This is a genomic window from Peterkaempfera bronchialis (assembly GCF_003258605.2).
Classification (GTDB): Bacteria; Actinomycetota; Actinomycetes; order Streptomycetales; family Streptomycetaceae; genus Peterkaempfera; species Peterkaempfera bronchialis.
This window is the reverse complement of sequence record NZ_CP031264.1, coordinates 5,865,081-5,885,689: the sequence shown is the minus strand read 5'-3', so window position 1 is coordinate 5,885,689 and position 20,609 is coordinate 5,865,081. Positions and strand designations below refer to the sequence as shown.

General features: G+C 70.8%; 17 protein-coding genes. 11 read left to right on the top strand and 6 right to left on the bottom strand.

The annotated features are described in order from the left end of the window. Positions 1-129 precede the first annotated feature (129 nt). A complete protein-coding gene (locus C7M71_RS25640) occupies positions 130-1,530 on the top strand; it encodes a pectate lyase family protein (RefSeq protein ID WP_111490205.1) in 1,401 nt (466 codons plus the stop codon). Positions 1,531-1,596: 66 nt separating this feature from the next. Here C7M71_RS25640 and C7M71_RS25635 read toward each other — a convergent pair whose 3' ends face one another. Beyond that, positions 1,597-2,826, bottom strand: coding sequence for a serine/threonine-protein kinase (locus tag C7M71_RS25635; RefSeq protein ID WP_111490206.1), 1,230 nt, complete (start codon positions 2,824-2,826; stop codon positions 1,597-1,599). Between the two features lie 126 nt (positions 2,827-2,952). Continuing rightward, positions 2,953-3,882, bottom strand: coding sequence for a 5-dehydro-4-deoxyglucarate dehydratase (locus C7M71_RS25630; RefSeq protein WP_111490207.1), 930 nt, complete (start codon positions 3,880-3,882; stop codon positions 2,953-2,955). Positions 3,883-4,244: 362 nt separating this feature from the next. Here C7M71_RS25630 and C7M71_RS25625 point away from each other — a divergent pair, with 362 nt between their 5' ends. From C7M71_RS25625 to C7M71_RS25605, 5 genes are all read left to right on the top strand, one after another. After that, positions 4,245-5,198: a carbohydrate ABC transporter permease gene (locus C7M71_RS25625; protein ID WP_111490208.1), complete on the top strand. Its 954-nt coding sequence runs from the start codon at positions 4,245-4,247 to the stop codon at positions 5,196-5,198. A gap of 47 nt (positions 5,199-5,245) precedes the next feature. Further along, complete coding sequence (locus C7M71_RS25620; RefSeq protein WP_111490218.1) at positions 5,246-6,142, top strand: carbohydrate ABC transporter permease; 897 nt, start codon at positions 5,246-5,248, stop codon at positions 6,140-6,142. An 85-nt stretch (positions 6,143-6,227) separates the two neighbouring features. Continuing rightward, a complete protein-coding gene (locus C7M71_RS25615; RefSeq protein ID WP_111490209.1) occupies positions 6,228-7,541 on the top strand; it encodes an ABC transporter substrate-binding protein in 1,314 nt (437 codons plus the stop codon). A gap of 95 nt (positions 7,542-7,636) precedes the next feature. Beyond that, positions 7,637-8,797, top strand: coding sequence for an enolase C-terminal domain-like protein (locus C7M71_RS25610; protein ID WP_229758908.1), 1,161 nt, complete (start codon positions 7,637-7,639; stop codon positions 8,795-8,797). Positions 8,798-8,812: 15 nt separating this feature from the next. After that, the gene (locus tag C7M71_RS25605; RefSeq protein WP_111490210.1) at positions 8,813-9,619 is read left to right on the top strand and encodes an NAD-dependent epimerase/dehydratase family protein; all 807 of its coding nucleotides are present in this window, start codon (positions 8,813-8,815) and stop codon (positions 9,617-9,619) included. 36 nt (positions 9,620-9,655) lie between these two features. Here the strand turns inward: C7M71_RS25605 and C7M71_RS25600 are convergent, their stop codons facing one another. The 4 genes from C7M71_RS25600 to C7M71_RS25585 form a co-directional block, all read right to left on the bottom strand. Then, positions 9,656-11,242, bottom strand: a complete 1,587-nt coding sequence (locus tag C7M71_RS25600; RefSeq protein WP_111490211.1) for an acyl-CoA carboxylase subunit beta — start codon at positions 11,240-11,242, stop codon at positions 9,656-9,658. A 55-nt stretch (positions 11,243-11,297) separates the two neighbouring features. Then, positions 11,298-12,500 (bottom strand): cytochrome P450, encoded by a 1,203-nt coding sequence (locus C7M71_RS25595; protein ID WP_111490212.1) that lies wholly within the window; start codon positions 12,498-12,500, stop codon positions 11,298-11,300. A 51-nt stretch (positions 12,501-12,551) separates the two neighbouring features. Continuing rightward, complete coding sequence (locus C7M71_RS25590) at positions 12,552-13,598, bottom strand: type III polyketide synthase (protein WP_111490213.1); 1,047 nt, start codon at positions 13,596-13,598, stop codon at positions 12,552-12,554. Positions 13,599-14,146: 548 nt separating this feature from the next. Further along, positions 14,147-14,611: a transglycosylase SLT domain-containing protein gene (locus tag C7M71_RS25585; RefSeq protein ID WP_111490220.1), complete on the bottom strand. Its 465-nt coding sequence runs from the start codon at positions 14,609-14,611 to the stop codon at positions 14,147-14,149. Positions 14,612-15,085: 474 nt separating this feature from the next. Between C7M71_RS25585 and C7M71_RS25580 the strand changes: the two genes are divergently transcribed. The 5 genes from C7M71_RS25580 (at position 15,086) to C7M71_RS25560 (ending at position 20,599) form a co-directional block, all read left to right on the top strand. Continuing rightward, positions 15,086-15,751, top strand: coding sequence for a WXG100 family type VII secretion target (locus C7M71_RS25580; RefSeq protein ID WP_111490214.1), 666 nt, complete (start codon positions 15,086-15,088; stop codon positions 15,749-15,751). Beyond that, positions 15,748-16,863: a nucleic acid/nucleotide deaminase domain-containing protein gene (locus C7M71_RS25575; RefSeq protein ID WP_111490215.1), complete on the top strand. Its 1,116-nt coding sequence runs from the start codon at positions 15,748-15,750 to the stop codon at positions 16,861-16,863. The genes C7M71_RS25580 and C7M71_RS25575 overlap by 4 nt, the downstream gene beginning before the upstream one ends. Before the next feature lie 17 nt (positions 16,864-16,880). After that, positions 16,881-17,420 carry an SUKH-4 family immunity protein gene (locus C7M71_RS25570; protein WP_162824370.1) on the top strand — a complete coding sequence of 180 codons (540 nt, stop codon included), beginning with the start codon at positions 16,881-16,883 and terminating at the stop codon, positions 17,418-17,420. Between the two features lie 63 nt (positions 17,421-17,483). Beyond that, a complete protein-coding gene (locus C7M71_RS25565) occupies positions 17,484-18,263 on the top strand; it encodes a nucleic acid/nucleotide deaminase domain-containing protein (RefSeq protein WP_111490217.1) in 780 nt (259 codons plus the stop codon). 23 nt (positions 18,264-18,286) lie between these two features. Then, positions 18,287-20,599: a hypothetical protein gene (locus C7M71_RS25560; RefSeq protein WP_114914563.1), complete on the top strand. Its 2,313-nt coding sequence runs from the start codon at positions 18,287-18,289 to the stop codon at positions 20,597-20,599. The last annotated feature ends 10 nt before the right edge of the window (positions 20,600-20,609 follow it).

The following is a 20,609-nucleotide window of genomic DNA, read 5'->3' as shown; positions in this document are numbered from 1 at the left end:
CCCCGACCCGGCGGCGCATCCCCGTGAGACGGGGGTGCGCCGCCTTTCACATGTCCTGACGGTTGGTCAGCGAACGCTCTGTGACCGACGCATTGACATCAGCGTGGCGCCCTCCCTAGGGTCCCGGCCATGAATGCGAATGGCGTTCATACATATGAATCACGGATAAGGAGAACCGCTGTGCGCCTCCACCCCCGCGCCCGCCTCGCCGGGACCGCTCTCGGCTGCGCCGTGCTGTCCCTGGCCCTGACCGCCGCGCCCGCCGCCGCAGGCGGCAAGCAGTCGGTGCAGCCGCACTGGGACCGCGTCGGCCATGCGGCCCTGGCCCCCCGCGACGGCTGGGGCGCCGCCACCACCGGGACCACCGGAGGCGCCGCCGCCGACGCCGCCCACACCTCCGTGGTGACCAGCCGCGCCGAACTGGTCGCGGCACTGGGCGGCAAGAACTCCGGCAACGGCTCCAACGCCACTCCGAAGATCATCTACGTCAAGGGCACCATCGACCTCAACACGGACGACGCCGGCACCGCGCTGAGCTGCGCCGACTACGCCACCGACGGCTACAACCTGGCCGACTACCTCGCCGCCTACAACCAGCAGACCTGGGGCACCGACCGGGTCCCCACGGGCCCGCTGGAGGACGCCCGCAAGGCGTCGCAGCAGAAGCAGGCCGCCCAGGTGCAGATCCGGGTCGGCTCCAACACCACCCTGGTGGGGATCGACGGCAAGGCCCGCATCCTGGGCGGCGGGCTGCTGGTCAAGAACGTCGACAATGTGATCATCCGCAATCTGACCTTCGAGGACGCGGCCGACTGCTTCCCGGCCTGGGACCCGACCGACGACGCCACCGGCAACTGGAACTCCGAGTACGACTCGCTCGCCCTCGCCACCGCCACCCATGTCTGGGTGGACCACAACACCTTCACCGACGGGCGCAACCCCGACTCGGCCCAGCCCCTCCACCTCGGCCGCCCCTACCAGGTGCACGACGGCCAGCTGGACATCACCAACGGCTCCGACTACGTCACCGCGTCCTGGAACGTCTTCAAGGACCACGACAAGACCAACCTGGTCGGCAGCAGCAACAGCTCCACCGTGGACCCGGGCCATCTGCGGGTGACCTTCCACCACAACAAGTGGGACAGCACCATCCAGCGGGCGCCCCGGGTGCGGTTCGGCCAGGTGGACGTCTACAACAACCACTACGTGGTCGACAACCCCGGTGAGTACGAGTACAGCTGGGGCGTCGGCAAGGAGTCGCAGATCGTCGCGGAGCACAACTACTTCACCCTGACGCGCGGCGCCAAGGCCGCCCAGGCCATCCACAACTGGGGCGGCACCGCGATCACCGCCTCCGGCAACCTGGTCAACGGCGTCCGGACCGACATCGTGGGCGCCTTCAACGCGGCCAACCCGGATCTGGCCCTGGGCACCGACGCCGGATGGACCCCGACGCTGCGCGCCCAGGTCACCCCGACCGCCCTGCTACCCGCCGTGGTCGGGCTGCTCTCCGGCGCCGGGCGGCTGTAGCCGCCTCCCGGGCCGCCGCGCGAAGCGGCGGCCCGGCAAGGGGCACGGCCCTGCGGGCTGGGCTTGCTACAGCTCCTTCAGGGCCCCGCGCACCAGCTCCAGATCCTGGTCGGAGGCCAGTCCCGCATGGTAGAGCCGCAGTTCGCCGGCGCCGAGCGCCGTTGCCTCCCGTGCGGCGGCGGCCAGTTCGCCCGGCCGTCCGCCCATTCCGGAGACCACGGTGAGATTGGCGGCCAGGACACTTCCGAGGCGCCGGTGCGGCCCGACGGCGCGCAGGATCTCGGCCCGCTCCTCGGCCCCGCCCGTACACGGCAGCACCAGACCGTCGGCCGCCGCCAGGATGCGCTGCGGGTCCACGCCCGGGTTGGGCCCGCTGCGGTGCGGCGCCGGGTCGGCGTGCAGCATCACCCGGAAGCCGGGGCCCGCCGCCTCCCGTACCGCCGCCACCGCCGCCTGCTGGAAGCGGAGCGCGACGGCGGCGCGGTGGGCCAGCGTCACCCCGGCCAGGTCGGCGCCGAGCAGCCGCTCCACCTCGGCCCACTCCGCGCTCCGCGCGTCCCGCACCGGACGGTCCCCCGCAGCCGGGCGGTCCCCCGCAGCCGGGGGCTCCCCGCGCCAGAGCGGTTCCAGCGCGGTGCGCACGGCGGCGCGCAGCTCCACCGCCGAGGCCCCGGCGGCCTCATAGCCGCGCCGGCAGTCGCCGCAGAAGCAGAGCGACATCAGATACTGCGCCGCGCCGCCGAGCGGGACACCCGAGATCTTGTCGTGGGCGTGCAGATGCGCCAGCCCGTACCAGCCGCAGGACTCCAGCTCCGTGCCCTCGGCTCCGGGCCGCGCGGCGGCCTCCGCCGCCAGGTCGACCAGATGGTCCAGCACCTCCTGCCGGGCGATGCACGGGGCCCAGGGATAGGGGTCGCCATAGGCGTTCCGCACCGAGGTGCCGGGGTGGTCGGCGCCCAGCCGGGAGTTGTGGGCCAGCACCACCCAGGAGTGCACCCGCAGACCGGCCTCCCGCAGCCGCGCCGCGGCCTCGCCGAAGGGGTCGTCGCCGGGCATCCAGCCCTGTACCTGGGGTCGCAGCGCGCGGTCGGCCCAGCGCCGGGGGTCGGGCGGGTAGTAGACGGCGGAGTGGCGGGCGGCCATGATCCGGTGGCCGGGGTGACGTGGGGTCAGCGCCCTGGTGCTGTGGTAGGCCGAGGCCAGGGTGACCTGCTGGACTCCCAGGTCGGCGATGCGCTGGGCGGCGGCCGGGTCGCCGACGACGTCCCAGGGGTAGAGGAAGGCGGAGGTGCGCATCGGTGCCTTTCGGGGGTGGTGGGCGGGGGCGGTCGGAGTGGTCCGGCGGCGCAGGGGGGAACGCGGGCGCCCGGGCTGTCCTCGGTCTTCCGGGCGCCCGCGAGCCTGAGGGCCGGTGGCGGCCGGTCAGAGCAGGGCGCGGCCCCGGGCGATGAGCGCGGCAAGCTCCTTGACGTGCTCCTCGGCCGCCTCCGAGAGCGGCGGCCGGACCTCGCCCACCTCCAGCCCCTCGATCCGCACCCCGGCCTTGACCAGGGCCACAGCGTAGCCACGGCCCCGGTTGCGCAGCTCCACCAGCGGGCCGAAGAAGCCGTCCAGCAGGCGGTTGGCCGTCTCGTCGTCGCCGCTGTGCAGTGCGGCGTGGAAGGCCAGCGCCAGGTCGGGGGCGAAGCAGAAGGCGGCGGAGGAGTACAGGGAGACGCCGATGCCCCGGTAGGCGTAGGCGGTCAGCTCGGCGGTCGGCAGCCCGTTGAAGTAGAGGAACCGCTCGCCGGGCAGCGCGGTGCGCACGGCGCTGACGATGCGCTGCATCAGGTCCAGGTCGCCGACGCCGTCCTTGTAGCCGATGACATTGTCCAGGCGGGCCAGCTCGACCACCGTCTCGGGCATCAGCACCGCGTTGTCGCGGCCGTAGACGATGATGTCGAGGCCGGTGGCGTCGGCGAGCGCGGTGTAGTGGCGCAGCAGACCGGCCTGGTCGGGCTTGACCAGGTAGGGCGGCATGGCGAGCACCCCGTCCGCACCGGCCCGCTCGGCGCGCTCCAGGAACTTCAGCGCCAGCGCGGTGCCATGGCCGACACCGGCCAGCACGGGGACGGCGCCGTCGACCTCGGCGACGGCGGCGGCGATCACGGCCTCGTACTCGTCCAGGTCCAGCGCGTGGTACTCGCCGGTGCCGCAGGCGGCGAAGACGGCGGCGGCACCGGCGTCCACGCGGGCCCGCACATGCGCCCGGAACGCCGCAAGGTCCACCGTCCCGTCCGGTCCGAAGGCGGTGACGGGGAAGAACAGCAGTCCGTCGAGACGGTCGGCGAGGGGCTGGGTGCTTTCGGACATGGGGGTTGGTTCTCCCTAGGTGTCGGTTCGGTGGGAACGCGGCCCGAAGGGCGGCCACCGCAACAGCGTTATACACCATTGTGACCGCTGTACACATCCTTGAACGCTGGATGAGCAGCAAAGCCCTGCCTCACAGAGCCGACGGGATCTCCAACACCTCGCACAACCTGATACTTCTCTCCGGAAGAAGGGTCTTGACGCGGCTACAGCACCTGCCTAATGTGTCCACGCATGTGAACGCCGTCCAAGGTGATGTTGCGCTGGCGACGGGCGAGGATGACCGGCGTCACGGCAATCCTGAACTGTCGTCAACCGCCGCCGGACCACCGTCGGCCCTGGGAAGAAAGGAGGCGAGCACAGCCATGGCTCTCGCCGACACCGGGATCGAAAGCACCGGGCCGAAACCCGCCCCGCCGGCACCGCGCCCACGCACCTCGGCGCCCAGGCTGCGGCGGGCGCTGACCCCCTATGCGCTGATCTCCCCGACGCTGCTGCTGCTGGCGACCTTCCTGCTGCTCCCGATCGGCAGCGTCGTCTACTACAGCCTCCAGCACCGCAACCTCACCGAGCCCTGGGACGACGGCTTCGCCGGCCTCGGCAACTTCCGCAGGCTGCTGCACGACGAACTCTTCTGGCACAGCCTCGGCTTCACCGCCAAGTGGGTGGTCGCCGAGGTGGGCCTGCAACTGCTGCTGGGCCTGGCACTCGCCCTGATCGTCAATGAGACCTTCATCGGCCGGGCCGTCGCCCGCGCCCTGGTCTTCTCCCCCTGGGCCGTCTCCGGCGTGCTGACCACCAGCATCTGGATGCTGCTCTACAACCCCGCCACCGGCGTCTTCCACTACCTCGCCGACGCCGGCCTCGGCAGCCAGGGGACCTCGGTACTCAGCGATCCCGACACGGTCTTCTCCGCCGCGGTCGTCGCCGAACTCTGGCGCGGCGTCCCCTTCTTCGCCATCCTCATCCTCGCCGACCTGCAATCCGTCCCCAAGGAGCTGTACGAGGCGGCCTCGGTGGACGGCGCCGGACGGATCCGCCGCTTCCGCCATGTGACGCTGCCGCACCTGCGGGACGCCATCGTGCTCGCCACCCTGCTGCGCGGGGTCTGGGAGTTCAACAACGTCGACCTCCTCTACACCCTCACCGGCGGCGGCCCGGCCGGCGCCACCACCACCCTGCCGCTCTATGTGGCCCAGACCGCCCGCAAGTCCTACGACTTCGGCTACGGCTCGGCACTGACCACGGCCGCCTTTGTGATCCTGCTCTTCTGCTCGATCCTCTATCTGCGGCTGAGCAAGTTCGGTGAGGACAAGTGAGCCAGCGGACCGCCATGACCACCACCGCCTCCCCGGAGACCCCCGCCATGACCACCGCGAGCAGCGCGACCAGCGGCACCAGCGGCACCGCCGAGGCAGCACCGGCTCCCACGGCGACGCCGGCCCGGCGGCGGGGCCGCGACGGACGCGCCCTGCGGCTCTTCCTCCCGCTCGCCGTCTACACCGTCTTCACCGTCGTCCCCTTCTACTGGATGCTGCTCTTCGCGCTGCGCCCGGTCGGCTCGACCAGCCTGCTGCCCTGGCCGCTCACCACGGAGCACTTCCACACGGTGTGGGACACCATGGGCTTCGCGGTCTTCTTCCGCAACAGCGTCGCCGTCGCCGTGGCGACGCTCGCCGTGGTCACCGTCTTCGCCCTGATGGGCGGTTATGCGCTGGCCCGGTTCCGGTTCCGCGGCCGCCGGGCCTTCATGCTGGCGCTGCTCTGCACCCAGTTCGTCCCGGGCGCGATGATGCTGATCCCGCTCTTCAACATCTTCCGCACCCTCGACCTGATCGACTCCCGCTGGAGCCTGGTCATCGCCGAGACCACCTTCCAACTGCCGCTGGCGATGATCCTGATGAGCGGCTTCGTCAGGAATGTGCCGGTCGAGCTGGAGGAGTCGGCGATGGTCGACGGCTGCGGCCGGATCCGCGCCTTCCTGGCCGTGGTGCTGCCACTGCTCCGGCCCGGCATCGTGGCCGTCGGCTCCTTCGCCTTCATCGGCAGCTGGAACAACTTCCTCTTCGCCCTGATGTTCCTCAACGACCCGGAGAAGCAGACCGTCCCCGTCGGCCTCTCCACCACCATGGGCGAGAACACGGTCGACTTCGGCGCGCTGGCCGCCGGCGGCGTGGTCGCCGCCGTCCCGGTGGTGCTGGTCTTCGCCGTGGTCCAGCGCTACCTCGTCCAGGGCCTGAGCGCCGGCGCCGTAAAGGGCTGACGGCACCACAACCCCGCGCACCACGACGCACTCCCAGGCCCCGCCCCGCATCTTTGACAGAGCCGCCCCCGAAAGGACCCCACCCATGTCCCGTTCGCGCCTGCTGCGCACGGTTGCCGCTGCGGCCACGGCCGCCGTCCTCCTCCCCCTCGCCGCCTGCGGCTCGTCCGGCGACTCCGGCGCGGAATCCGGCGGCAAGGTCACCATCACCTTCTGGGACAACAACGCCGGTCCCGCACGGACCCCGCTCTACAAGAAGCTGATCAAGGACTTCGAGACGGCCAACCCGGACATCACCGTCAAGTACGTCGGCGTCACCAGCTCCGAGATCGGCGAGAAGTACAACACCGCCATCGCCGGCGGCGGCACCCCCGACATCGGCGGCGCGACCACCTCGCTGCTGGGCACCCTCACCGCGCAGAAGGCGCTGATCCCGCTGGACGACCTGCTCGCCAAGAGCAGCCTCGACGGAAAGATCTCCGAGTCCTTCCTCACCACGGTCAGGAGCGCGGGCGGCGACGGCAAGCTCTACACCCTGCCGTCCTCGGGGAACACCGATGTCATCTGGTACCGCGCCGACCGCTTCAAGGCCGCCGGGCTCACCGCCCCCACCACCTGGGACGAACTCTTCGCCGACGCGGCCAAGCTCACCGACAAGGGCAGGAACGAGTACGGCTGGACCATCCGCGGCGGCGCCGGCTCGGTCTTCCAGGTCCTCTCCGAGGCATACGCCTACTCCGGCGTCACCGAGATGTTCGACTCCTCCGGCAAGTCCACCGTGGACGACCCCAAGAACGTGGAGTTCATCAAGAGGATCGCCGAGCAGTACAAGGCCACCACCCCGGAGGCCGACGTCAACAACGCCTACCCGGAGATGATCGCCCAGTTCACCGCCGGCCAGGTCTCGATGGTGCACCACAACCTGGGCTCCACCTCCGACGTCAGGAAGGCGTTCGGCGACAAGGTGGCCGGTCTGCTGCTGCCCGCCGGACCGGCCGGCACCAGCACCCTGGCCAACCCGGTGGACGGCTTCGGCATCTTCAAGAGCAGCAAGCACCAGGCCGAGGCTTGGAAGTTCATGGAGTTCCTGGACTCGCACACCGCCAACAGCTACTGGAACGAGCAGGTCGGCCAGATCCCCGCCAACACCGACGCCTACCAGGACGGCTGGTACACCTCCTCCGGCATCACCAAGCAGGCCGGCGACCTGCTGAACGGCACCACCACCACGCTGGTCCAGCCCCCGGTGTACCTTCCCCAGTACTCGAAGATCACCAAGGCCGACAGCGAGCCGGAGTTCCAGAAGGTGCTGCTCGGCCGGCTCAGCGCGGCCGACTTCGCCAAGACCGTCGCGGACGCGTTCACCGACGCCAAGAAGAAGTGGGACGCCCAGCACTGACCGGTGCCCCGCCCGCCGGGCCGTCCGCAGCCGGAGGACTGCGGACGGCCCGGCTCCCCCCCACCCCCACCGCACCGCCCAGGAGGCAGCCGACCGTGTCCGCGACCATCGCCCGCATCGAGGTGTCGGTCTTCACCACCGTCGCCAGGACCGCCGTCGACACCCACGGCCACCGCCACCCCTCCGCCGCCCACGAGGTCAAGGAGGCGCTGCTCACCGTCACCGACAGCGACGGGGTCAGCGGCCGGGTCCTCGTCCACCCCGACCATCTGCGCCCCGCCGTACTGGACGGCTACATCCGCCCCGCCCTGCTCGGCCAGGACCCGCTGGACCGCGAGCGGCTCTGGACCTCCCTCGCCCGCAAGCAGCGCGGCGGCCACGGCAGGCTCACCGACCGCGCCCTGGGCTCTGTCGACCTCGCCCTCTGGGACCTCGCCGGGCAGCGCACCGCCCTGCCGGTGTGGAAGCTGCTCGGCGGCGCACGCGACCGGGTCCCCGCCTATGCCTCCACCATGTGCGGCGACGAGATCCCCGGCGGTCTGGCCACCCCCGCCGACTACGCCGCCTTCGCCGAGCAGCTGGTCGAGCGCGGCTACCGGGCCATCAAGCTGCACACCTGGATGCCCCCGGTGGCGGGTGCCCCTTCCGTCGAGCTGGACATCGCCGCCTGCACCGCCGTCCGCGAAGCCGTCGGCCCCGGCATCGAGCTGATGCTGGACGCCAACCACTGGTACTCGCGCACCGAGGCCCTCAAGCTGGGCCGAGCCCTCCAGGAGCTGGACTACTACTGGTTCGAGGAGCCCATGGAGGAGGCGTCCGTCTCCTCCTACCGCTGGCTCGCCGACCAGCTCGACATCGCGGTCATCGGCCCGGAGACCAGCTGGGGCAAGAACTTCACCCGCGCCGAGTGGGTCACCGCCGGAGCCTGCGACATCCTGCGCACCGGGGTCACCGACGTCGGCGGCATCACCCCCGCCGTCCGCACCCTGCACCTCGCCGAGGCGTTCAACATGGACTGCGAGGTGCACGGCAACGGCTCCGGCAACCTCTCGCTGCTCGGCGCCACCCTCAATGGACGCTGGTACGAGCGCGGACTGCTGCACCCGCAGGTCGACTTCGACGAGGTCCCGCCGCACCTGCACTCCCAGGTCGACGCCATGGACAAGGACGGCACGGTCCTGCTGCCGCAACGCCCCGGCCTCGGCGACGACTTCGACCTCGACCACATCAGCGCGCACACCGTCACCAGCTGGTAAGGAGCACCACCCGTCATGTCCCAGCCCCGAACCGTCCTGCTCACCGGTGCCGCCGGCGGCGTCGGCACCCTGCTGCGCGAGCGACTGCCCGGGTACGGCTACCAGCTGCGCCTGGCCGACATCAAGCCCATCGAGGACGCACCGGACGCGCTCACCTTCGACCTCGCGGACGCGGACGCGGTGCGCCGGGCCGTACGCGGCGTCGATGCGATCGTGCACCTCGGCGGCATCTCGCTGGAGGACCGCTTCTCGGCGATCCTGCACGCCAATATCGAGGGCACCTACCACCTCTATGAGGCGGCCAGGCAGGAGCGCGTCCCGCGCATCGTCTTCGCCAGCAGCAACCACGCGGTGGGCTTCGTGCCGCTGCCCGCCCCCGGCAGCGGCGAGCTGATCGGCAGTTCCGTCCCCACCCGGCCCGACACCTACTACGGCCTCTCCAAGGTGTTCGGCGAGGGTCTGGCCTCGCTCTACGCCGACAAGTACGGCGTGCAGACGGTCTCCATCCGGATCGGCTCCTGCTTCCCCAAGCCCCGCTCCACCCGGATGCTCTCCACCTGGCTCAGCCCGGACGACTGCGGCCGGCTGGTGCATGCCGCACTCACCGCGCCCGAGGTGGGCCACACCGTGGTCAATGGCATCAGCGCCAACACCCGCGCCTGGTGGGACCTCTCCACCGCCCGCGCCCTGGGCTATGAGCCGCAGGACAACGCCGAGGTCCATGCGGAGGCCGTCATCGCCGAGCACGGCGAGCTGGCCCCGGACCATGTCGACGCCCGCCTGCTCGGCGGCTTCTTCACCGAGGCGGAGCCGGGCAGCTGAGCCTCACCCGCCGCAGTGAGGACTCGACCCGCGTCCTCACTGCGGCGGGTTGCCGTGCTTGCGGTGCGGCAGGGCCGCGTCCTTGGTGCGCAGCATGGCGAGGGCGCGGATGAGGACCGCCCGGGTGTCGGCGGGGTCGATGACGTCGTCCACCAGGCCGCGTTCGGCGGCGTAGTAGGGGTGCATCAGCTCGGACTTGTACTCCTTGACCATGCGGATCCGCATGGCCTCGGGGTCGTCGGCGGCGGCGAGTTCCCGGCGGAAGATGACGTTGGCGGCGCCCTCGGCGCCCATCACGGCGATCTCATTGGTGGGCCAGGCGTAGGAGAGGTCGGCACCGACGGAGCGGGAGTCCATCACGATATAGGCGCCGCCGTACGCCTTGCGCAGGATCAGCTGGATGCGCGGCACGGTGGCGTTGCAGTACGCGTAGAGCAGCTTGGCGCCGTGCCGGATGATGCCGCCGTGCTCCTGGTCGACGCCGGGCAGGAAGCCGGGCACGTCCAGCAGGGTGAGCAGCGGGATGTCAAAGGCGTCGCACAGCTGCACAAAGCGGGCGGCCTTCTCGGATGCCTCGATGTCCAGCACCCCGGCGAGGGACTGCGGCTGGTTGGCGACCAGGCCGACGACCCGCCCGTCCAGGCGGGCCAGCGCGACGATGACGTTGGTGGCCCAGCGCTCGTGGACCTCCATGTACTGGCCGTCGTCGACCAGTTCCTCGATCACCTTGCGCATGTCATAGGAGCGGCCCGGGTCGGCGGGGACCAGGTCCAGCAGCGCCTCGCAGCGCCGGTCGGCCGGGTCGTCGGCCGGCACCGCCGGGGGTGTCTCGCGGTTGTTCTGCGGGAGGAGCGAGAGCAGATAGCGGACCTCCTCCAGGCAGGTCTGCTCGTCGTCGTAGGCGAAGTGCGCCACCCCGGACAGCTCCGCGTGCACATCCGCGCCACCCAGCCCGTCATGGGAGGTGTCCTCGCCGGTGACCGCCTTGACCACATCCGGGCCGGTGATGAACATCTGCGAGGTCTCGCGGACCATGAAGACGAAGTCGGTCAGCGCCGGCGAGTACGCCGCACCGCCCGCGCACGGGCCGAGCATCACCGAGATCTGCGGGATCACCCCCGACGCCCGGCTGTTGCGCTGGAAGATGCCGCCGTAACCGGCGAGGGCGGTCACGCCCTCCTGGATCCGGGCACCCGCGCCGTCGTTCAGCGAGACCAGCGGCGCCCCCACCGAGATGGCCATGTCCATGATCTTGTGGATCTTCTGCGCATGGGCCTCACCCAGCGCACCACCGAAGATCCGGAAGTCATGGGCATAGACCACCACCGTCCGCCCGTACACCGTCCCCCACCCGGTCACCACACCATCGGTGTAGGGCTTGTTGGCCTCCAGCCCGAAACCGGACGCCCGATGCCGCCGCAGCGGCTCCACCTCGCTGAACGAACCCTCGTCCAGCAGCAGCGCGATCCGCTCCCGAGCCGTCAGCTTCCCCTTGGCATGCTGCACCTCGGTCGCCCGACCGCTCGGGCCGCAACGCGCCCGCCGCTTGGTGTCATTGAGTTCCGCCAGCCGCCCCCGGGTGTCGGCCGGGAGGCCGGATGCATCACGATGAAGGTCTTCCATGCTGAGCGAACCCCTGCTGGACCGGTGACGGGATACCGACGGGAGGGCTGCGGGGCTACCACGCGATGGGCAGCTCCTCGGGGTAGCGCCAGATGGAGCCGATGTGCCACGGGACCTGTTCGGCGGGGACGGCGAGGTGCAGCTCGGGGAAGCGCTGGAGCAGCGATGCGAAGGCGATGCGCAGCTCCGCGCGGGCCAGGTTGGCGCCGATGCAGTAGTGCGTGCCGTGACCGAACGTCATATGCATCGCGGGGGGACGCTCGATGTCCAGCTCGTCCGGCCGCTCGAACACCTCGGGGTCGTGGTTGGCGGTGAGGTAGGAGACATGCACGACCTCGCCTGCCCGGATCGTCACCCCGCCGAGTTCCACGTCCTCCGTGGCGACCCGGGCGATGCCGACTCCATGGCGGAACGGGATGAACCGCAGCAGCTCCTCGACCGCCTGGTTCAGCAGCTCGGGACGGGAGCGCAGCAGTGCCAGCTGCTCGGGGTGGGTGAGCAGGGTGTAGAGGATGTTGCTGAGCTGGTAGGTGCTGGTGTCATGCCCGGTGACCGTGAGCACCATGGCCATAACGGCCAGCTCCGTCGGGTCGAGCAGTTCGTCCCCGTCCCGGGCCATGGCCAGCGCGCTGATCAGGTCCTCACCGGGCTGCTCCCTGCGGCGGGCCGACAGGTCCAGGAAGTACGCCCGCAGCTCGGCCTTGGCCTCGCGCGTCGCCTGCCGCCCCGAGGAGGTGGACATCATCGCCATCGCGAGTTGCCGGATGCGCGGCTGGTCGGCCTCGGGTATGGCCAGGACCTCGCAGATGGTGGTGATCGGCAGCCGTGACGCGAAGTGCCGGGTGAAGTCGACCGGAGCCGGCTGCGCGGCCATCTCGTCCAGCAGACGGTCCACGATGGCGTGCACCTTGGGCTCCATCTGCTCGACCTGGGCGGGGGTGAACCCCTTGGCCACCAGCTTGCGGAGCCGGGTGTGCGCCGGCGGGTCCATCAGGTTGATCGCCTCGCTCTGGGCGATCGGCTCGGGCGTCATCCTCGGCAGGTCTCGCCCGATACCGGCGGCGCGGCTGAACCTCTGGTCCGTGACCACGGTGGAGACGTCCTCGTACCGGGTCACCAGCCAGGCGTGGCCGTCGCCATGGGGCATGCTGATGCGGGCGATGGGCGCCTCGGTGAGCAACTGCTTGAGCAGCGGGTCGAATTCAAGCGCCTGGTTGTGGTTGAAGGGGCAGTCCCATACGCGGGTCTCGGTCGCCACTGTGTGCTCCTCTTCCCAGCCCCAGCACGGGGGTTGTCGTCTGGTCTTCGGTCACGCCGACCATGTCCCCACGCAGGTCTCGGCGGTGATCCCGGGGCCGAACCCGGCGATCACCCCCTGGGCCCGGTCGGGGAGGGAATCCTCGTCGAACATGCGGCGCAGCGAGTCCAGCACCACGGCGCTGGCGATGTTCCCGTAGTCGGTGAGCGTCCCCCTGCTGTGCCGGAAGGCCGATGCCTCGACGCCCAGGATCTGGCGGAGGTCTTCGAGGATCCGGGGGCCGCCCGCATGGATGATGTAGAAGTCGAGCGCCGAGGCATCCCAGCCGTGGCTGGCCGCCAGGGTGTGCAGGGCCGGAGCGAGCATCGCCATCGTGGTGGGCACCCGCTTGTCCAGCTGGAAGTGAAAACCGGTCGCCTTGACCGCGTAGCAGATCCACTCCTCGGTGTCGGGCACCAGGTAGGAGCTGTTCCGCTCCAGCCGGACTCCGACGCCGCCGTCGCCTCTGACCACTGCGGCAGCCACCGCGTCGCCGAAGAGCCCGTTCGACAGCAGCGATCCCACACCGGTGTCGGTGGGTTGATAGCAGAGCGAGCAGAACTCGCAGGCGACGATCAGGGCGTTGGCTTCCGGATACGCGAGGCAGAAGTCGCACGCCCGGTTGATCGCGGCGCCGCCCGCCGCACAGCCCAGCTGGGCGATGGGGATCTGCCGTGTGTCATTGCGGAACCCGAGATTGTTGATCATCCACGCGGTCAACGAGGGCATCAGAAACCCGGTGCAGGAGACAAAGAAGATCGCGTCGATGTCCCGGCTGCCGATGTCGGCACTGCCCAGCGCCGTCCGGACCACCTCGGGGACGCGCGCCTTGGCCTCCTCTTCATAGACCGCGTTGCGCGCTTCAAAGCCCGGGTGGATCAGCGTCTCGGCGATGGGGCGTACGAGATGGCGCTCACGCACACCCGTGTTCTCGATGAGCCTCAGGACCAGGCCGAGTTGCGGGTGCGCGGCGTGCAGCCGGCGGGCCAGGGCAAGCGTCTCCGCCATGGAGATGGTGTGTTCGGGAACCGCTACGGCAGGACGGCAAAGGGTCGGCATCTGACTGGAGCCCTTCCCATGGGAAGTTGCACCGGTCCCGGTGGGATGCGCTGCCGGGCACTCGGGGAGGACCCGGTCGGATCGGCCGCACGGCGGCCTTTGCGTAGCTGGGGCCGGTCACACCCGTCCGTGCTGTGCTGGGTTTCGGACTGTACTGGTTCCGGTTCGACCGGGGACGGGTGCACGCATGCTTCGAACATGCCTCACGCATCCCAGTCTCACCCTGGCGGTCCCGCTACGCCAATCGGACCACCGCCGAGCGGGCTCCGCCGACCGCGTCCGCGCAGGTCGGGACGGGTCGGCGTCAGGTCGAGAGCAGGATCGCCACCAGGGCCAGCATCGCGGCCACCGTCAGGGTCAGCACGATGGCGCCCGTGACCGCCGAAGCGGAGTGAGGATGGGAGGTCATCAGTGACCATCTCCTTGTGCGCGGCTTGCTGATAGGGACCAGTATTCCCGAATCGCAGGCACCGCGCGCATGCGAAGCAACTGCGGACGCGGCCGATCCGGTGGATCGGCCGCGTCCGCAGCAGGCCCGTCGCTCACACTCAGTAAGCCGAGTTCACATTGTCGATCGAGCCGTAGACATGGGCCGCGTAGTTGCAGGCGGCGGTGATGTTCGCGACCGGGTTGTAGATGTCCCAGGACGTGCCCTTGACGTGGTACGCCTTGAAGGTCGGCTCGATGACCTGGAGCAGCCCCTTCGACGGGATGCCGGCCCTCGCGTTCGAGTCCCAGTTGTTGATGGCCATCGGGTTTCCGCTGGATTCGCGCATCAGGTTGCGGTAGATGCCGTTGTAGCTGCCGGGTATGCCGTGCTTGTGCATGACGGACAGCGACTGCTTGATCCAGCCGTCGACACTGCCGCTGCGGGCGGAGGCGGCGGAGGCGCTGGAGGCGGTGGCAGCGGAGGCCGGCGAAGCGCCGACAACACCGGCCAGAACGGCGACGCCGGCTGCGCCGACGCCCACGGAAATCCTCTTGGCCTTGACCAGGTGACCGAACTTGGACATCGCGGAGAACTGCATACGGGAATTACCTCTTCCGTCGGGGGATATCAGCGAGTGTTGACGGCGCTCAAACCTCAGGTCAATCACCACTTCTTACTAAGGCGCCTCGTACACCCAGCAGGCTCCAGCACCCCGCACCCGCCCCGAACAGCACCGGAACGCCCCAAATATCCACTACGCGAGCCCATAGTGAGGCAGGTCATATTGCCCAGATCACACCGCAGACCATGCCAAACCGCCCCATATGTGACCCACGCCATATAACCCACGTCACATCCGCCCCCGAAAAGCCCGAATTCACGCCCCCGTCGAACAGCACAACCCCACCAGCCCCGGCACCGACGCCACTCCCTTCCCGGCATGGGCGGGCAGGACAGGGCCCGGGGGAAACCGGATCCGGCATGTGCACGTGAAAGCGGGTGGGATACGCGATAGTTTGACTGGACATCAGGTGGGCGAGTACGGGGGTGGGAGCGCATGTCCGTGATGCTGCCGAGCGAGCTGGTGTGGCTCCTGGACGTGATCGGCATCGACTGGCCCGATGTGGACGAGGACGAGCTGCGGGCCTCGGCCGACGACTACCGGGCGATGGCGGACCACCTGGAGGACCTGCGGGTGGCGGGGACGCAGGCGTCGTACCACCTCACTGCGGGGTCCAGCAAAGGTGAGGCGATCGAGGCGTTCGCCGCCGCCTGGGAGAAGACCTCCAAGGGGCACCTCCAGGACTTCGCCGACGCCCTGCGGGTGATGGGCACGGTGCTGGACGGGGCGGCGGTGGCCGTGGAGATAGCCAAGGGCGCGGTCGTCGTCCAGCTGGGCATCCTGGCCGCCTCGATCGCCGCCGCGACGGCGGCCGCGGCCTTCACCTTCGGGCTCTCGGAGGCGGCGGCGCTGGCCGAGACCACGGTCTGCCGGGAGATCTGCCGCCGGCTGCTGCGCGAGCTGGAGCAGCAGCTGATCGACTACGCCACCGGCATGGTCGAGGACGCGGTGGTCTCGGTGATCGAGGGCATCGTGGTGCAGCTCGCCACCGACGGACTCAACAGCTACCTGGGTGACGGCGACGTCCCGGACCTGGGCAAGGCACTCGACAGCGGTCTGAACGCCGGTACGACCGGTGTGCGGGAGGGACTCGGCATATGAGCGACATGATGGAGCTGGACGACGCCGACTTCGAGAACGCGCACTCGGGGTTCAAGGCCACCAGCCAGAAGGCCAGGGACCGCCACACGCACTTCCGGACCGGCTCGGCCCGCCGCCGCCGAAGCGGTGGCAAGGGAGGTGCCTTCGGCCACCTGGTCGGCGCCATCGAGCGGGTCGAGGACGTCCTCGACGACGGCCTGGGGAAGGTCACCGGCCACCTCGACAGCATCGCCGACCGGGTCAAGCAGCACCACCGCAACACCAAGCAGACCGACCAGCACCACCGGACCGAGCTCGACAGCCTCGACCGGCAGCACGACACGCGCGGGATCGGACACGGCGGCGGCGAGGGCTCCGGAAGCGGCGGGTCCGGGAACGGCGGGTCCGGGAACGGCGGGTCCGGCAACGGCGGCGGGCAGGGAGGGGGCGGCGGGCACACCCCGACCTTCTTCGTGGACGACGACGGCCAGGTGCACCAGCTGAAGAACGGAAAGCTCTCGCAGGTGACCGGTACGACGGGCACCCACCTCGACTCGGTGACCTCGAACGGCAAGGTCAACGACCCGACCGCGAAGGAGAAGCAGGCCTACTCCACCAACCAGCGGACCCGGAAGCGCGTCGGCAACGACGATCCCGATGTGGTGCAGTCCCGGCGCCTCACCGAGCCGTCGGACCTCTCGCTCGCGGTGGAGAACGTCAGAAGGGCCAAGCAGGACTACAGCAAGGGCAACAACTACGCGTCGCTCCGATATGTCGGCGAGGACGGCAAGGATTACATACTGGTAGGCCGCAGCAGCAACAAGAGAAACCACTCGGAGCGCTCGATCGGATACCCGCTCGTAAAGGGTGGCCAGGAGCACGGGATCGATGGTCTGTATACCGAGCGAAGGCCGTGCCAAAGCGGTTCAACATGCGAACGGTGGCTTTACATGTACGTGCAGGACCCCGATCACAACCCCAATCTCGACGTCACCCATGGTGTACAGTACGACAGCTCGGTCAAAGACAAGGGTCTGCGCAATGCGCCGTTCCAGAGGTATATGGACCAGCTGGTTTCCGACCATGCGGGCGGAAACCACCGCGGCACCGCGGGCACCACGAACTTCGACTAGCGGGCGGGAGTCCCCACGTGCTCTTCGACATCGACCCGGCGTCCTCCACCGGGGACCTGCTGAGGGCTGACGAGCAGAAGATCGCCGACCTGGTCCACCACCAGGAGACGGCGCGCTTCCTCTGGGAGACGGGCATCCCCCACTGCTCCGGTCTCTTCCTGATGACCTCGGCGGTCGCCGCCGCGAACCCCGGGGCACCGGGGGGCGCGATCGAGCCCGAGGACGAGGTGGAGCTCGACGCCTGGGAGGACCGGGATCTCCTGAAAATCGGCTATATCTCGGTCCGCGACGCCGGCGTCTACATCGACCGGGACACCGGGGTCGTCTATGTCTCGCCGGGTGCCGAGGAGTTGTACGAGCCGGTGAACGCGGATGTCTCCGCCTTTGCCTACACCCTTCTCCTCATCGCCCGCGAGATTCCGGGCGAGGACCCGGACCAGGAGGATCTCTCCCGGGCCGAGGAATCCGTCCGCAATGAGGTCGGCACCAGGGATTCCATCGCGTTTGCCCAGCCGGACGGACTGTGGAGCGAGTACTTCGATTCGTTCCTGTACTGAACCGCCCGCATACGGTCCGGTATTGTCGGCTCCTGCCGCCGACGACAGTGAAGGGCTCAGCATATGAGCAGCAGCGACCTTGAGACCGCCCTCACCACCCACTTCGGGCCCGGTGGACTGCACCGGTACGCCGGTGGCCCCGGGCTGCTGGGGTCCGTGGGGCTGCCGGTGCAGGTGGGGCCGTACTTCGCGGCGCCGGAGGTGCGGGACGAGGCCGAGGACGGCGGGCTGCGGCTCGGCAGCGACCGGGGCGCGGAGCTCCGACTGGCCGACGACGGCAGCGTACGGGCGCTGCTGCTGAACGAACCGATGCCGGTCAACAGCACCACGGAGGCATTCGCCGCCTCGCTGCTGACCCTGGACCGGCTGCTGCCCGGTATCGACGACGCCCATGGCATGGACGCCGCGCTGGCGACCTACCGCCGGCTGCGCGCGGAGCTGCGCGACATCGACGAGGCGGCGTTCGCGGACCGCGAGGGCTGGTGGCCCCGGGTGCTGGACGACATCCGCCACCCGCTGAACGTCCACTTCTCGGCGGCCTTCGAGTACGTCGGCGCGCGCGGCGAACGCCAGATCGTCACCGACTCCACCGCGCCCGGCCTGCCGCACCCCGAGGAGCTGGTGTGGCACCGGCTCTCGGCTGCGGGCGTCCAGCCGGAGGCGGTCACCAGGGTCTACTGCGAGTTGGAGCCCTGTCTGATGCCCGGTCACTACTGTGCGCTGTGGATGGCTCGTACCTTCCCGGAGGCCGAGTTCACCCACAGTTTCGACTACGGGGAGACCGCGGACTCCCGGGAGCAGGGCATCAAGGACCTGATGATGCACGTGGCCGAGCAGCAGTAGCCGGCGCACGGGAGGAGAGCACCGTGGAAGAGCGCCGGATACCACCGCTACGGGCAGGACGGCGGCCCGCCGGACGGGCACTGCTGGGCTGGCGGCAGGACGACCGGGCGCCTCGGCTCTGCCGGGTCACGGGTTCGCCGGGCAGCGGCCGCACCCACCTGCTGGCATGGCTGGCCGCCGCCTGCACCGACCCGGCCACGCCGCACACGCAGCGCGTCCACTCGCTGCTGCCCGCCGCCGGTCTCACGGTGCGGAGCGCCACCTGGCTGATGGCCGCCCAGCTGAACGTCCCCGCCCGTACGCCCGGCGATCTGGTCGCCGCGCTGGAGCAGGACGCCCGCACCACCGTGGTCTGCGTCGCCGACCTGCACCTGGCGGGCGGCCCCGGGCTGCCCGACGAGCCGCAGCGCCTGGTCTCCGAACTGCTGGACCCGCTGCTCGCCCTCCCCCACCTGCGCATGGTCGTCGACGCCGCGACCGGCTCCGCCCTGGCCGACGCCTTCACCGCCGTCGCCGACCCGGCGGTGCTGGACCTGGACGATCCGCAGTGGACGGACCGCGAGCGGTTCGCCGCCTGGTACGCCGCGTCGACCCGGGGCCACTCCGCCTTCACGGCGGACCAGGTGTACCCCAACCCCGGCCTGGCCCTGCTCGCCGCCCGCACCCCGCAGGCCCCGTCCAGTGCGGGCGACGCGGCGGCGGGGGCGGTCGGCGCAGAGGCAGCGGCGAGCGCGAAGGCGGTTGACGCGGAGGCAGCGGCGGGGGCGGTCGGCGCAGAGACTGCGGGCACGGCGGCGGGCGGCGCGGAGGCGGAGGCCGTCTGCCGGGCGTGGTGGGCGGCGGTGCCGGAGAACGCCAGGGCCGCCGTCGCGGCGCTGGCGGCAGTGGACCGCCCCATCGGCCTGGACGCCTGGACCGCCCTGTACGGCGAGGCCGAAGCGGTCCGGGAGGCCGCCCGATGGCTCCCGGCGGCCACCCCCGCCGCCGATGGCTGGTGGCTGCGTCCGCTGCCGCTGCCCTCCGTGGTCGCGGCCACCGAACCGGACCACACCGCAGCGGTGCGGTCCCTGGCCCGGACGGTGCCCCGGGCCGACGGCGGAGGCCCCGACCTGCCCTCGGCCGACCCCGACCGGCTGTCCCTGCTGCTCACCCACACCCTGCTCGCGGGCAACTCCGGCGAACTGCTCTCCGACCCGGCCTTCCTGGTGCACGCCCACCCGGTGGCGGTGACCGCCGCCCTGGAGGCCGGTACCCCGAACGCCGCCCTCGCCGCCGCCTGGCACGCCGCCGGGCCCGCGCTGGTCGAGCAGGACGACCCGGCCGTACGAGCCGCCGTACTGCGGACCCGGCTGCTGGGCCGCGACGACACGGCCGCCGAGCGACTGGCCCCGACGGCCGCCGGCGCGGGGTGGCAGGCGCAATGGGCGCAGTGGCGTCCCGCTGCGGGCTCGGCCGGTCGCTGGCCGGGCCCGGTGGCCGCCGCAGCGGCGGGCACCGGCCCGTACGCCGGGCAGCTGCTGCTGGCCGACCCGACGGGCGCCGTCCGCATCCTGTCGGCGGCCGACGGTCACCCGACCGGACGGATCGCCGTCCCCGAGCCCAGGCCGCTGCGGTCGCTGGCCTGCGCTCCGGGCGGCAGCGTCGTCCTGCTGGACGTCTGGGGCGTGCCCGAGGTGCTGGCCCCCGCCGACCAGGGTGCCCAGGTGGGGGCGCGTATCCAGGCCGCCTTCGACGCCGCCGCCCCCGCCACCGCCACCGCCGCCCCCGCCGCCGCCGCCGGCTCGGGTGTACCGGCCGGTCTGGAGCCGTACCACCTGACAGCGGCCCTGGATCTGCTGCGGCAGCGGGCCGCCGCCGAGCTGAGCGCGGTGGCCTGTCTCGCCGGGCTGCCGAGCGAGCCGCCCGCAGTGGGCGACGTGGAGGGTCGGGTGCACTGGCGGGAGGAGCGGCACCGGCTCCACCGGGGACCGGTCACCGCACTCTCGGGCGTCGCCCTGCCGGCCGACGCGCCGGTCGGCCAGGGTGTGCCGCTGCTGGTCAGCGGTGGCCTGGACGGCTGCGTACGGCTCTGGGGACCCGGCGCCGACCCGATGCCCGAACCGTGGGACGCCCGCCCCTGCCCGGTGACCGCCGTGGCCGCCGTCGCTATCGACCGGGGGTTGGTGGTGGCCGCCGCCTGGGCGGACGGGCTGCTGCGGGTGCGTCGGCTGGACGACGTCGGTACCGAGCTGGACCTGCGGCTCGGCTGCCCCGTCACGGCACTGGTCCTGTCCGGGGACGCGCAGCTGGTGGCGGGCACGCCGGACGGGGTGGCAGCCCTGCGGATCAGCGGCTGAGGCCGTACGC

What these genes read in the sequence shown, in the direction of transcription:
- C7M71_RS25640 (WP_111490205.1), top strand. Translation starts at nt 130, where the DNA reads ATGAATGCGAATGGCGTTCATACATATGAATCACGGATAAGGAGAACC.
- C7M71_RS25635 (WP_111490206.1), bottom strand. Translation starts at nt 2,826, where the DNA reads ATGCGCACCTCCGCCTTCCTCTACCCCTGGGACGTCGTCGGCGACCCG.
- C7M71_RS25630 (WP_111490207.1), bottom strand. Translation starts at nt 3,882, where the DNA reads ATGTCCGAAAGCACCCAGCCCCTCGCCGACCGTCTCGACGGACTGCTG.
- C7M71_RS25625 (WP_111490208.1), top strand. Translation starts at nt 4,245, where the DNA reads ATGGCTCTCGCCGACACCGGGATCGAAAGCACCGGGCCGAAACCCGCC.
- C7M71_RS25620 (WP_111490218.1), top strand. Translation starts at nt 5,246, where the DNA reads ATGACCACCGCGAGCAGCGCGACCAGCGGCACCAGCGGCACCGCCGAG.
- C7M71_RS25615 (WP_111490209.1), top strand. Translation starts at nt 6,228, where the DNA reads ATGTCCCGTTCGCGCCTGCTGCGCACGGTTGCCGCTGCGGCCACGGCC.
- C7M71_RS25605 (WP_111490210.1), top strand. Translation starts at nt 8,813, where the DNA reads ATGTCCCAGCCCCGAACCGTCCTGCTCACCGGTGCCGCCGGCGGCGTC.
- C7M71_RS25600 (WP_111490211.1), bottom strand. Translation starts at nt 11,242, where the DNA reads ATGGAAGACCTTCATCGTGATGCATCCGGCCTCCCGGCCGACACCCGG.
- C7M71_RS25590 (WP_111490213.1), bottom strand. Translation starts at nt 13,598, where the DNA reads ATGCCGACCCTTTGCCGTCCTGCCGTAGCGGTTCCCGAACACACCATC.
- C7M71_RS25585 (WP_111490220.1), bottom strand. Translation starts at nt 14,611, where the DNA reads ATGTCCAAGTTCGGTCACCTGGTCAAGGCCAAGAGGATTTCCGTGGGC.
- C7M71_RS25580 (WP_111490214.1), top strand. Translation starts at nt 15,086, where the DNA reads ATGTCCGTGATGCTGCCGAGCGAGCTGGTGTGGCTCCTGGACGTGATC.
- C7M71_RS25575 (WP_111490215.1), top strand. Translation starts at nt 15,748, where the DNA reads ATGAGCGACATGATGGAGCTGGACGACGCCGACTTCGAGAACGCGCAC.
- C7M71_RS25565 (WP_111490217.1), top strand. Translation starts at nt 17,484, where the DNA reads ATGAGCAGCAGCGACCTTGAGACCGCCCTCACCACCCACTTCGGGCCC.